The sequence below is a fragment of the Polynucleobacter sp. HIN5 genome (genome assembly GCF_030297555.1).
Taxonomy (GTDB): Bacteria; Pseudomonadota; Gammaproteobacteria; order Burkholderiales; family Burkholderiaceae; genus Polynucleobacter.
In genome coordinates this window covers 1,492,804-1,505,636 of sequence record NZ_AP028136.1, presented here as the reverse complement: position 1 = coordinate 1,505,636, position 12,833 = coordinate 1,492,804, and the positions used below count along the sequence as shown (strand labels likewise).

Below are 12,833 nucleotides of genomic sequence, written 5' to 3'. Positions count from 1 at the left end.
AGGCGAATTAATTTAGGACAATATCGTATTGTTCTTGCCGAAATCCAGCTTCAGCCTGGAGTCGAATCGGCTTTTGAATAAAGTCACCTAGCATGGCTAAGAACTGATTTTCTTCCTCAAGAAATAAATCAATCACATCGGGTGAGGCAACAATGCGGAACTCTTTGGGATTAAATTGGCGGTGTTCACGCACAATCTCGCGCAAGATTTCATAGCAAATTGTCTGCGGTGTTTTCGTTTCCCCCTTGCCATTGCAAGACGAGCAGGGTTCGCACAAAATATGGGACAAGGACTCGCGCGTACGTTTGCGTGTCATCTCAATCAGTCCCAGTGATGAGAAATCATTCACATTCGTGCGCACATGATCATGCGCTAAATTCTTCTTGAGCTCGCCAAGAACTGCTTCTTGATGGTCGCTTTGTGTCATGTCAATAAAATCAATGATGATGATGCCGCCTAGATTTCGTAAGCGCAATTGACGGGCAATCGCTTGAGCAGCCTCTAGATTAGTTTTAAACACGGTGTCGTCTAAATTACGAGCCCCAACAAAACTTCCGGTATTGACATCAATGGTGGTCATCGATTCGGTTTGATCGATCATCAGATAGCCACCTGACTTGAGATCGACGCGTCGACCTAAGGCTTTATTAATCTCAGAATCAATATCAAAAAGGTCAAAGAGGGCGCGCTCACCCCGATAGAGTGTTAACTTGGAACTCAGTTGTGGCATAAACGTCTGTGCAAACTGAGTCAGACGTTCAAAGTTCTCGGCCGAATCAATCCGAATCTGGCTAGTCTCGGGGCCAGCCATGTCTCGCAATACCCGCTCGGCTAAATTGAGGTCTTGATGAAGAAGCGCGGGGGCCGCCTTTTCTTTGGCGCGTTGCGCAATTTGTTGCCAGGTGGCGCGAAGGTACTTCAGGTCAGAAATCAAGGTTTCATCGCTCACATGTTCGGCACTGGTGCGAACAATGATGTCGCCGGATTCATCTGCAGGAATCAGACCTTTCAGACGGTTTTTGAGTGCTTCGCGTTCCTCGGGATTTTCAATCTTTTGTGAGATGCCAATATGAATCTCTTGACCTAATGGCCGATGAATTTGTGGCAAATAGACCAAATTACGTCCCGCAATACTAATTTGGCGGGTGAGTCTGGCTCCTTTTGTTCCGAGGGGGTCTTTAAGTACTTGCACCAAGAGTGTCTGTCCTTCGAACAATACTTTTTCAATCTGACCACCAGTTTGCTGTTCGCCCAAATCATTAAAGTGAATGAATGCAGCACGTTCTAAACCAATATCAATAAAGGCTGATTGCATCCCAGGTAAGACCCGGGCCACCTTCGCCAAATAAATATTGCCCACAATTCCACGCTGGCGCGTACGTTCAATATGGAGTTCTTGAACGGCATTTTGCTCAATTAAAGCAACGCGTGTTTCTTGTGGGGTAATATTGATGAGGATTTCTTGAGTCATGATTGGGTTAAACCAAAACGTACATCTGCTACTCGTAGTAGTTGGGCAGTTTCAAATAAGGGAAGCCCCATGATACCGCTATAGCTTCCAGAAATCTCCTCAATAAACGTAGCGGCCATCCCCTGAATGCCATAGGCACCCGCCTTCCCAAATGCTTCACCGCTGCTGACATAGCGTTCAATTTGCTCATGGCTTAATGTCGTAAACCGTATCCTTGACTTTTGTAATACGCAGACCGGGATGCTTGTGGGCTCAGGGGTGATGGCAAGGGCTGTGTAAACCCAATGCGTCTGACCGCTCAAGACGTGCAATATCCGCATCGCGTCTTCTTGATCGTGCGGCTTTCCAAGGATTTCGTGATCGGGCGAGCCTGGAAGGCTTACGGTGGTGTCGGTGCAAAGTATTGGCGCCCAGGGAAGCTCAATTCCTGCTTTACGGCCTTGATGCCAACGCTTGAGAGCAGCGCTACTTTTAGCAATGGTTACGCGTTGTGTATAGTCTGCGGCGCTTTCGTTTGCAAGAGCGAGCTCTAAAGACTCAGCGTCCTCATCAGGCGTTGGAAGCAGTAACTGAAAGTCAACCCCAATCTGGGCGAGTAACTCCTGGCGACGCGGGCTTTGCGAGGCGAGGTAAATAAAGTCATACTTCATGTTAAATAATTTCCCATTTACTCACGATGATAGGGGTGGCCTTGCAGGATGGTCCAGGCACGATAGAGTTGTTCGATCAGCACTAGGCGAGCAAAGGCGTGTGGCAAGGTAAGGCTCGATAGTTTCCAGGTCAGACCACCATTTGTTTTGAGGCTCGGGTCAAGCCCATTTGCTCCGCCGATCAAGAACGCAACATCTTGACCATTTGCCCGCCAATTCTGGAGATGATCCGCAATCGCTTGGGTCCGCAGATCGATGCCATGCTCATCTAATGCAATGACGACCGCACCCTTCGGAATTGCTGCAATGATTTTGCTCGCTTCTTTAGCAGGATTAATATCCGGCTTTAGTTCTTTAAGCTCAATAACGCAGTCGCTGGGCATGCGTTTTTGGTATTCCTGGCATGCCATAGACACCCAGTCTGGCATTTTGTGACCAACCGCAATAATCCAAAGACGCATGACTTATTCGTCGCCAGCGTCTTCACTGGCTTTGACGAGCTTCTTGGTGCCGGACAGTTTGACCCGAACCGGTTTGTCACCCCAGATTCCTTCGAGTTGGTAGTAGGCTCTAAGCATGGGCTGCAGGATATGAACCACAATATCGCCGCAATCCACTAGAACCCATTCACCCGTCTCCAGGCCCTCGATTGAGATCACTTCACCCCCTTTTTCAAGAACCTTTTCTTTGACCGAGAGAGCTAAAGAACGGGTCTGGCGATTGCTGCTGCCAGTGGCAATGATCACGCGATCAAAAAGTTCGCTGAGTTTGCTGCTGTCATAGACACGAATATCTTGTGCTTTGACATCCTCGAGGGCGTCAATGATGGTGCGCTGTAGTTTTTTAATATCCATATGAGTGTCAGGGCTCATCTTACCTTGGATTGGTAGAGGCCTTTTTCTAAAATAATGCTCCAGACCGATTCTGGCAACCATTGTTGAATGGCATCAGCATCAGGATGCTGTGCCAGCAGAGGTCGCAGGCTGCTCGATGCTAAGTCAATGGAGAGCTCCTCATCTAAATAAATGAGTCCGCAGGATTGTTGACTAAGTTCTTGAGCATGCGTGGTTTGATGATCTTGATAATGAGCCAACAGGGGCGGATGGTCCTGTAATTGGATCGCAATCCGATACGGCGGGCGACTCGCTACCGCTAAATGGATGTAATGCAGTAAGTCGCGCCAATCATTCCAGGTGTAAAGCTGCAAAAAACTATCGGCACCCATGAGCCAAATTAAAGCGGTTTGCTCACCATAGAGCTGTCGTAGCGCTTTGGCGCTATCAATCGTATAGCTTGGCCCAGCGCGATCAATCTCCATGGTGTTGACAGTTACTTGAGTGCTTAGACCATCTTTTAGGAGATGGTCTTTTAGAACATTAGCCGCTGCCAGGGTCATGGCATAGCGATCAACCGCTGGAGTAATGTGCGCCCCTTTTTGCCATGGTTCACCGCTGGGTAACCACATGAGCTCATCGAGCTTTAGACGTTTAGCGAAATGCGCGGCAAGACGAATGTGGCCCCAATGTGGTGGGTCAAATGTGCCCCCTAGGATGCCGATGGTTTTATTCAAGAATAATTCGCCTTAAACCTCAGATAGCCAATCGCGTGGCTTGAGATAGCGGTCATAGAGGCGAGCTTCTGGAGTTCCTGGTTCGGGCTGCCAGTTGTATTTCCAGGTAACAACGGGTGGCATGGACATCAGGATGGATTCCGAGCGCCCACCCGATTGAAGACCAAAGATAGTTCCTCGATCAAAGATCAGGTTGTATTCTACATAGCGACCCCGACGGTATTCCTGAAAATCACGTTCTGCCTGCGTGTAGGGCTCTTGGTAGCGGCGCTTGAGAATTGGTAAATACGCCTCGATAAATGCATCTCCTACGGAGCGCATCATGGCAAAACTTGTCTCAAACCCTAGCTCATTGAAATCATCAAAGAAAATACCGCCAATGCCACGCGGCTCGTCCCGATGCTTGAGATAAAAATACTCATCGCACCATTTCTTAAAGCGTGGATAGAATTCGGCGCCAAATGGATCAAGAGCGTCTTTAGCGGTTTGATGAAAATGCTTACAGTCTTCATCCACACCGTAGTAGGGCGTTAGATCAAAGCCACCGCCAAACCACCAAACTGGATCTTCATTAGGCGCTTGGGCAATAAAGCAACGCACATTCATATGGGTTGTGGGTGCCTTGGGATTGCGGGGATGAAATACTAAGGAAACGCCCATTGCCTCAAAGGTACGCCCAGCAATCTCAGGACGATTTTGGGTAGCCGCTGGCGGTAATTGATTGCCGCTCACGTGCGAGAACCCGACACCCCCTTTTTCAAGGATGTTGCCATTCTCTAAAATGCAGGTTCGTCCTGAGCCCTGCAACTTACTGTCTTTAGGCTTTTCCCAGGCATCTATGACAAACGATTTGCCATCGACCTCGCTAGTTGCACTAGTAATGCGGTCTTGCAAGTCTAATAAATAATGTTTAACGGCCTGAGTATCAATTGTTGCTGCCATTCAATGTCCTTCACTTATTCTTACTTAATAGCACGGAAGCCAATATCGCTGCGGTACTGCATTCCATCAAAATGAATCTGATCAATCGCAGAATACGCCCTTTGTTGTGCTCCTTTGACCGTATCTGCTAGACCAACAACGCACAATACTCGGCCTCCTGAGGTGTGAAGCTCACCATCGTGGATTTTGGTGCCCGCATGAAAGGTTATTTGGTCATTGGTTTGTGCGGGGATTCCAGTAATTGCGTCACCTGTTTTTGGATTTTCTGGGTAGTTGGCAGCTGCCAACACTACTCCAAGGGCAATGCGCCGATCCCAAGTTAGTTCGACTTCATTTAGTTTGCCATCGATTGCTTTATCTAAAGCAAGCACCAAATCGCTCTCAAGACGCGCCATGATCGGTTGGGTTTCAGGATCGCCCATGCGGCAATTGAACTCTAGGGTTTTAATTTGACCATTAGGCTGGATCATGAGACCAGCATAAAGAAAGCCAGTGTAGGGAATTCCGTCGGCACGCATACCCTCTACGGTCGGCATGATCACCTCACGCATGGCGCGTGCATGTACTTCGGGGGTCACTACTGGGGCCGGTGAGTAGGCACCCATGCCACCAGTATTGGGACCTTGGTCGCCATCGAGTAAACGCTTATGGTCTTGGCTACTGGCCAGTGGCAAGACATTTTTGCCATCGACCAGCACAATGAAGCTTGCTTCCTCGCCCGTAATAAATTCCTCAATCACAACCCGTGCACCCGCATTGCCAAGCTTGTTGTCTGAGAGCATCATGTCAACTGCCATATGCGCTTCAGGCAAACTCATGGCAACCACCACCCCTTTACCGGCAGCTAGACCGTCGGCTTTGATCACAATCGGCGCACCTTTTTGATCAATGTAGTCATGTGCTGCTACAGCATTGGTAAAGGTTTGATAATCGGCCGTTGGAATACCATGGCGCTTCATGAATGCTTTGGAGAAGTCTTTGGAGGATTCTAGTTGTGCTGCTAATTGGGTTGGACCAAAAATCCGCAAGCCCTGATTGCGAAAGACATCCACAATTCCGGCAGCTAATGGTGCCTCAGGACCAACGACGGTTAAGCCAATTTGCTCACGTTTCGCAAAGGCGGCAAGCTCCTCAAGATCGGAGATGGGTAAATTTTCAATACCTGCATTTTTTTGATTCGCTGTGCCTCCATTGCCAGGGGCTACGAATACTTTTTGTACTTTTGGTGAGCGAGCGAGTTTCCAAGCCAAGGCATGTTCACGACCGCCTGAGCCAATTAATAAAATTTTCATGATGAGCTTTCTCGTAAGGCCCTAAAGGGTAGCATTGGTATAGACCGCTTGGACATCATCTAAATTCTCGAGTACGTCCAATAGTTTTTGCATCGATTCGGTTTGCTCTTGATTGAGATCGACCTCGGTCGAGGGCCGCATCGTCACCTCGGCTAACTCGGGTTTTAAACCTGCCGCCTCTAAGGCATTACGAATATTTGTGAACTCAAAGGGATCCGTAATGACCTCGAGTGATCCATCCTCATGCGTGATCACATCTTCCGCACCGGCTTCAAGCGCTAACTCGAGTAGTTGCTCTTCATTGGTTCCAGGAGCAAAGAGCAGTTGTCCGCAGTGTTTAAATAAAAAAGCAACGGAGCCTTCTGTGCCCATATTGCCCCCGTGTTTTGAAAAGGCATGGCGGACCTCGGCAACGGTGCGCGTGCGATTGTCCGTCATCGCATCCACAATCACTGCAGCGCCATTAATACCGTAACCCTCATAGCGAATCTCTTCGTAGTCAACGCCATCGGCAGCACCTGTTCCGCGCGCAATCGCACGTTGCACATTGTCGTTGGGCATGTTGGCATCTTTGGCTTTGTCGATTGCGAGGCGCAGACGCGGATTGGCGCTCAGATCACCTCCACCCAAGCGGGCAGCAACGGTAATCTCTTTAATGAGTTTGGTCCAAATCTTGCCACGCTTTTCGTCCTGGCGACCCTTACGGTGTTGAATATTGGCCCATTTTGAATGACCCGCCATGGTGGCAATCCCTCTTTGATGAATGAATAAATTTCGGCTTAGAACCGTAATTTTAGGCAAAATACGGGCTTGGCTTAAAAAATGACATCCCAAACATCGATTTCGATGATTTTGGAACAAGAACATTTAGGAGAAACCACATGTCAGTTACGCACACAAAAGCGATTCGGATCGATGAAGTTGGACCGCCCGAGGTCATGAAATACGTTGATGTTTCACTGGGTGAACCAGGGCCCGGAGAGGTTTTGATTGCACAAAAAGCGTGTGGCTTGAACTACATTGATATTTATTTCCGATCGGGCTACTATCCCCAGCCACTGCCAGGCGGTATTGGCATGGAAGCATCGGGCATTATTGAGAAAGTGGGCCCTGGTGTGACACATCTCAAGGCAGGCGATCGCGTTGCCTATGCAGGTAGACCAACAGGAGCCTATGCACAAGCTCGCATCATGCCTGCAGAGACAATTGTGCGGTTACCCGATGCGATCTCATTTGAGACCGGTGCAGGGATGATGCTGCAAGGCCTCACAGTGCAGTACCTTCTAAACGATACCTATAAAGTGCAGCGCGGTGACACGGTTTTATTTCATGCGATTGCTGGGGGTGTTGGCTTAATCGCTCTGCAATGGCTAAAGGCGATTGGTGCTACCGTGATTGGTACGGTAGGAAGCTCTGAGAAAGCGGCGCTCGCTAAATCCTACGGCTGCGATCATGTGATTCAATATCGCACCGAAGATTTTGTAACACGCGTGAAAGAGATTACCAATGGTAAAGGTGTGGCGGTTGCCTATGATGCAGTCGGTAAAGATACGTTCATGAAGACTTTGGACTGCATCGCCCCACGTGGCATGGCAGTGAGCTTTGGTAATGCCTCCGGATCGGTTCCACCGATCGATTTAGCAGTCTTGTCGAGTAAGGGATCCCTGAAGTTAACCCGACCTACTCTAATGACCTACGTGCACAATCGCTCATTGTTAGAGCCAATGGCCAAGGATTTATTTGAGCGCGTGACTCAGGGGCAAATTAAGATTGAGATTAAGCAACAATACCCACTGGCAGACGCTGTGCAAGCACACCGTGATCTGGAGGGACGTAAGACCACTGGCACGACGATCTTGATCCCTTAATCAGTCGATTTATGTGTTTTGGGTGTGAGGCGATGAGATTGGTTAAAATCATCGCTTCAATCATGATTGTTAACGATCCAACGTTAACGAACTTGCCTCGGTGATGGAATTGGTAGACGTGCCGGACTCAAAATCCGGTGCCGCAAGGCGTGTCGGTTCGAGTCCGACCCGAGGCACCATCAAATTTGATAATCGCTTGATTCGCTCGACATGGCCTGTTCCACAATTTTGCGTGTCAGCGTGGGTGAGAACAGCTCAATAAAGGTGAAGATAAACGAGCGCAGGTAAGCGCCTTGTTTGATGCCGATGTGCGTGACATTGGTGCCAAAGATATGTCCCACGGAGATGGATTTCAGTTGCCGATCGCGTTCGGGATCTAAGGCAACCCCCGCCACAATCCCAACTCCCATGCCATTCTCGACATAGGTTTTGATCACATCCGCATCAATTGCTTCCAAAATAATGTCCGGGGTTAGATTACGTTGAGCAAATGCCGCATCGATTTTGCTGCGCCCAGAGAATGCTTTCGCATAGGTGATGAGTGGATATTTGATTAAGAGCTCTAGGGTGATGGACTCATGATTGAGTAAGGGGTGGCCAGATGGCACTACGACTGCATGCTGCCATTGGTGACTCGGTAGGGCTAAGACCCCGGGAGTATTGGCAAGTCCCTCGGTGGCAATAGCTAGATCAGCACGATCCTCGAGTAGCATTTGAGCAATTTGACTGGGGTTGCCCTGCAATAGGCTAACGCGCACTTTCGGAAAGCGCTTCGTAAACTCACTCAAGACCTTAGGCAAAGCATAGCGGGCTTGGGTGTGGGTTGTAGCAATCACAAAGCTACCTTGATCTTGATTGGCGTAATCATTACCAACCCGTTTTAAGGTCTCCGCTTCCTCTAATAAGCGTTCAATCGAGACTAAGATGCGCTTGCCAGGTTCGGTTAACGAGCGAATTCGTTTGCCATGACGTCGAAAGATTTCAACGCCTAACTCATCTTCAAGTTCAATGATTGCTTTGGAGACGCCTGGCTGGGAAGTAAAGAGTGCCTTTGCAGCTGCAGTCAGATTAAAGTTCTGACGGACCACTTCACGAACAAAACGCAGTTGATGCAGGTTCATTCGAACATATCCTTAGGCACGGGATACCCACTTTAGAGCCGCAATCGCTAAGATTAAATATAGCAATGGTGGAAAGATTGCTGTAAACAAGGCGGGCAGTGCACCAAGCAAGCCAACGCTCGAGAACAAGGTATTAAATAGTTGAAAACTCATACCCAGCATGATGCCACCAAAGACCTTAATACCAACGCTTCCAGCCCGAACTTTCATGAACGCAAAGGGTAGGGCGAGTGCGAGCATCACAAAGATGATGAAGGGGTAAACGATTTTTTTCCAAAAGGCAATCGCGTGCCGCTGCGCATCTTGTTTGTTCTCTTGGAGGTGCAAGATAAATTGCCCCAAACTCATGATCGACATCTTCTCAGGGCTGATTAGCAGAACATTGAGGATCTGCGGGGTGACTTGCGATTCCAAACTTAGCTTCGGAATACTTTTGGTTTGGGCGGTGTAGACCGCATCTAAGGGATCGCTACTGCGTTTCTCAATAAATCGGGTTTCTGAAACGTCATTGAGTTCCCAAATACCCTCATTATTGAAGCGACCAGACGCAGCGCTACGAATCGAGAGAAGGCGATAGTTGGGATCAAACTCATACATCCGGATTTGCCGAATTTGATCATCTTGATCAATCGAGCCCACATTGACATACCGTACACCAGCCTTAACGGGTCCCGCACCATCCTGATCGCGTAATTGATCTTTGAGCCAAACGCCCGATCGAAATTGGGAGCTAAAGGTCGAGCCCAACGCGTCCATTCGAATCCGCTCCGAGAGCCTCTCACTGTATGGGCCCAAGCCCTCACTGATCGCTAGGGTCAATAGCACGATTGGTAAGGAGATTTTGGCCAGCGTGAAGAGGCTGCGTTTGATATCTAATCCCGCCACCCGGAAGATGGTGAACTCCGACTGACTGGCCATCATGGCAAACACATAAATACTGCCAATTAAGCCGGCGATCGGAATAATTTCAACCATACGGCTTGGTGCCTTGAGGAGCACATGGAGAAGAGCTAAAGGCAAGGTGTATTTGGAGTTGACCGACCCCAGTTCACTCAGAATGTCAAAAAATAGGAAGAGTGCTAGAAGGGCGAAGAGAATGAAGCCAAAGCTCGCATAGATTTGCTTCGCAAAGTAGCGTTCGTAAATTTTGGGGAAGAGCCAACTCATTTGCTTTGCCAGGCCCTTGGAAGTTGACGTTGCCACCATTTTAAGGATGGATTAATGCGATTGCGAATCAAAACAAAGGCTAAGCCAAATGCAAGTACATGAATCGGCCATAAGCCAATGAAGAAGTCGACACGTCCTTGCGCAACATAATTTTGGCTGAGATTTAATAAATTGCTGTACATCAGATAAATCAGGACGGCATAAAACATAGCTGTGTAGTTACCTAAGCGGGGATTGACATAGGCTAAGGGAATGGCAATCAAGACCAAACCAAGGGCCATGATGGGTAAGCCGATGCGCCAAAGCAGTTCACCAAAGTTAGCCCGCAGGATATTGGGATCGGTTTCTTGCATCAGCTCAATCACATTTTTTTCTCGATCACGCGGCGGCGGTTTACTGACCTCTTTGCTTAAGATCTTGGTCTCGTATTCATCAAACTCTAAGATTCTGAAATTGGCTTGGGTCGGCTGGCCTTCATAACGACGGCCTTTTAAGAGAACTACGTTTTTGTCACCGTTGGGCGTATTCTCGATATAGCCAGTAGCAGCCACCGCAACACTTAACTTTTGATTGCGCGTATCAGCTACAAAGATATTCTTAACTTCTCCTTTATCGACATCAATTTCTTCAATAAAAAAGACTCGCTCAGCTTTAGCCGATTCTTTAAATTGACCTGCTGCAACCATGGACACATCATCACGCTGTTGGAAGCGTTGACTAATCACGCTCGATTCGCGATTTGCCCATGGCCAAACAAAAGCGGCCAATACAGCAATGATGATGATGAGTGGAATCGCAAATCGCAGGATCGGGCCGATTAAATTTGTAATGCTCAGTCCACTAGCAAACCACACGATCATTTCGGAGTCTTTGTACCAACGGACCAAAACAATTAAAACGGCAATAAATAGTGAGACAGTTAATAGAACCGCAAAATAACCGAGGGTGGCTAGAGCGATTAGCACTACGGCATCTTCAGGATTAACCGAACCACTAGCCGCAAATCCCAAAATCCGGATCACGAGGGTGGTAATCATGATGGTGACCAAGACCAAAAACACAGCACCTGTGGTCATGCTGAGTTCGCGGCGGAGGGCTTGTTCAAAAATCATGGTGGCTGGGTCTAATTCTGCGACTTTAATTCGGTCGGTGGATAATGTAAAAAAACCCCTAATGGTGAAAGACGATGACGATTCAATTTAGCACGAAAGTTCTTGCCGATATCGATTTTAAAAGCCCCAAAGGCGCCGCTGCGGTTTGTGGCTTAACCAGCGATTGTTTGGTCTTGGCGTATCGCGCCGCGGAGCTCTCCCAGCTTCAGGCACTTGATGACCTCCTCGGGGGGGCAATTTCAGAGGCGCGCTCCGTGGGTGATCTCGATGGAAAAGCCGGCGCATGCACCTTGTTGCGCTCCACACGCGCCTGGGCCTTGAGTAAGGTGAAGCTCAAACGTGTTTTATTGGTGGGCCTTGGTGATAAAGAGTCTTTAGGGGATTTTGCCAAGATTGCGCGCTCCGCTCTCAAGGTATTGAGTGGCGGCTCGATTCAGTCAGTGCTTTGGCATACACCCAGCTTTAATAGTAAGCAAAAAGCCAATCAGAGTCCTAATGCAATTGCGGAGAGGATTCGTGTACTAGCCCAAATTGTGGGTGATCAAGTTTATCGATTTGGGGCTCGACAAGAACAATATAAGACCAAGCCGCAAGAAAAGGCTGACACCCTTGAGCACTTCACCTTGCTCGCGAATGTCAAGCAAGCTGCGCTCGTGAAAACAGCGATTCATGAAGGATCGGCTTTGGTTGAGGGAATGAACCTCACTAAAGATTTGGGCAACTTGCCACCTAATGTTTGTACTCCAACGTTTTTGGCACAAACTGCACTGAACCTCCCCAAGAAAACAAAGTTAAAGGTGCAGGTTTTCAATCAACAGCAAATTGAAGCGCTAGGCATGGGTTCATTTTTAGCAGTTGCTAAGGGTTCAGAGACCCCCCCACAATTCATCATCATGCGTCATGAGGGTGGGAAAGCGAATGAGGATCCGATCGTTTTGGTTGGTAAAGGCATTACTTTTGATACAGGCGGTATTTCGTTGAAGCCTGGCGAAGCAATGGACGAAATGAAGTACGACATGTGTGGTGCGGCATCGGTATTTGGCACCATGTATGCCGTATCTCTGTTGGGATTAAAAAAGAATGTGATTGGTGTAGTGCCAACCTGTGAGAACATGCCTTCAGGTCGCGCAACGCGTCCAGGTGATATTGTGAAGAGCATGTCGGGGCAGACCATCGAGGTTTTAAATACGGATGCCGAGGGTCGTCTTATTCTGTGTGATGCGCTCACGTATGTAGAGCGCTTTAAGCCTAAAGCTGTCATCGATGTAGCGACTTTGACAGGTGCTTGCATCATTGCATTGGGCCATGTGCACAGCGGTTTGTTCTCTGATGACGAGACCTTGGTGAAAGCTTTAAATAAGGCTGGTCATCAATCCTTAGATACGGTATGGCGCTTGCCTCTCGACGCGGCTTACCATGAGCAGTTGAAGTCAAACTTTGCGGATCTAGCTAATATTGGGGGGCGTCCTGCCGGGAGTGTGACCGCAGCTTGTTTCCTCTCACGCTTTGCTGAAAAATTCCGATGGGCCCATCTGGATATTGCTGGAACTGCATGGAAGAGTGGGGCGGCCAAAGGGGCAACAGGGAGACCCGTTCCGCTATTACTAAATTTCTTGCTCGATCAATAAGCACCCATTAAT

Annotated in this window: 12 protein-coding genes, 1 tRNA gene and 1 pseudogene; 3 read left to right on the top strand and 11 right to left on the bottom strand. The window is 48.5% G+C overall.

The annotated features are described in order from the left end of the window. Window positions 1–7: 7 nt before the first annotated feature. The 8 genes and pseudogenes from rng to QUE61_RS07555 form a co-directional block, all read right to left on the bottom strand. Complete coding sequence (gene rng / locus QUE61_RS07590; protein ID WP_286306632.1) at window positions 8–1,471, bottom strand: ribonuclease G; 1,464 nt, start codon at window positions 1,469–1,471, stop codon at window positions 8–10. Beyond that, window positions 1,468–2,121: a Maf family protein gene (locus tag QUE61_RS07585; protein WP_286306631.1), complete on the bottom strand. Its 654-nt coding sequence runs from the start codon at window positions 2,119–2,121 to the stop codon at window positions 1,468–1,470. The genes rng and QUE61_RS07585 overlap by 4 nt, the downstream gene beginning before the upstream one ends. 17 nt (window positions 2,122–2,138) lie before the next feature. Further along, on the bottom strand, window positions 2,139–2,582 hold the full coding sequence (gene rlmH / locus QUE61_RS07580; RefSeq protein WP_286306630.1) for a 23S rRNA (pseudouridine(1915)-N(3))-methyltransferase RlmH: 444 nt from the start codon (window positions 2,580–2,582) through the stop codon (window positions 2,139–2,141). A gap of 6 nt (window positions 2,583–2,588) precedes the next feature. Beyond that, a pseudogene (gene rsfS, locus QUE61_RS07575) lies at window positions 2,589–2,975 on the bottom strand (ribosome silencing factor); the annotation flags it as partial. Between the two features lie 14 nt (window positions 2,976–2,989). Then, window positions 2,990–3,691: a nicotinate-nucleotide adenylyltransferase gene (locus QUE61_RS07570; RefSeq protein WP_286306629.1), complete on the bottom strand. Its 702-nt coding sequence runs from the start codon at window positions 3,689–3,691 to the stop codon at window positions 2,990–2,992. 12 nt (window positions 3,692–3,703) lie between these two features. Further along, window positions 3,704–4,633: an oxygen-dependent coproporphyrinogen oxidase gene (gene hemF / locus QUE61_RS07565; RefSeq protein ID WP_286306628.1), complete on the bottom strand. Its 930-nt coding sequence runs from the start codon at window positions 4,631–4,633 to the stop codon at window positions 3,704–3,706. A gap of 20 nt (window positions 4,634–4,653) precedes the next feature. Next, window positions 4,654–5,925: a phosphoribosylamine--glycine ligase gene (purD, locus tag QUE61_RS07560; RefSeq protein WP_286306627.1), complete on the bottom strand. Its 1,272-nt coding sequence runs from the start codon at window positions 5,923–5,925 to the stop codon at window positions 4,654–4,656. Between the two features lie 21 nt (window positions 5,926–5,946). Then, window positions 5,947–6,666: a YebC/PmpR family DNA-binding transcriptional regulator gene (locus QUE61_RS07555; protein WP_286306626.1), complete on the bottom strand. Its 720-nt coding sequence runs from the start codon at window positions 6,664–6,666 to the stop codon at window positions 5,947–5,949. Window positions 6,667–6,806: 140 nt separating this feature from the next. On the opposite strand from QUE61_RS07555, the gene QUE61_RS07550 reads away from it, so the two are divergent. Both QUE61_RS07550 and QUE61_RS07545 read left to right on the top strand, forming a co-directional pair. Further along, entirely contained in the window at window positions 6,807–7,793 is a 987-nt protein-coding gene (locus tag QUE61_RS07550) for a quinone oxidoreductase family protein (RefSeq protein WP_286306625.1), read from the top strand. A gap of 94 nt (window positions 7,794–7,887) precedes the next feature. After that, window positions 7,888–7,972: transfer RNA gene (locus QUE61_RS07545), tRNA-Leu, on the top strand. On the opposite strand, the gene QUE61_RS07540 is transcribed toward QUE61_RS07545, so the two are convergent. The 3 genes from QUE61_RS07540 to lptF are packed head-to-tail and all read right to left on the bottom strand — an operon-like array spanning window position 7,973 to window position 11,193. Next, window positions 7,973–8,914 carry a CysB family HTH-type transcriptional regulator gene (locus tag QUE61_RS07540; protein ID WP_286306624.1) on the bottom strand — a complete coding sequence of 314 codons (942 nt, stop codon included), beginning with the start codon at window positions 8,912–8,914 and terminating at the stop codon, window positions 7,973–7,975. 12 nt (window positions 8,915–8,926) lie between these two features. After that, window positions 8,927–10,081: an LPS export ABC transporter permease LptG gene (gene lptG / locus QUE61_RS07535; protein ID WP_286306623.1), complete on the bottom strand. Its 1,155-nt coding sequence runs from the start codon at window positions 10,079–10,081 to the stop codon at window positions 8,927–8,929. Beyond that, a complete protein-coding gene (gene lptF / locus QUE61_RS07530; protein WP_286306622.1) occupies window positions 10,078–11,193 on the bottom strand; it encodes an LPS export ABC transporter permease LptF in 1,116 nt (371 codons plus the stop codon). The genes lptG and lptF overlap by 4 nt, the downstream gene beginning before the upstream one ends. Before the next feature lie 80 nt (window positions 11,194–11,273). On the opposite strand from lptF, the gene QUE61_RS07525 reads away from it, so the two are divergent. After that, window positions 11,274–12,821 (top strand): leucyl aminopeptidase, encoded by a 1,548-nt coding sequence (locus QUE61_RS07525; RefSeq protein WP_458574736.1) that lies wholly within the window; start codon window positions 11,274–11,276, stop codon window positions 12,819–12,821. Window positions 12,822–12,833: the final 12 nt, after the last annotated feature.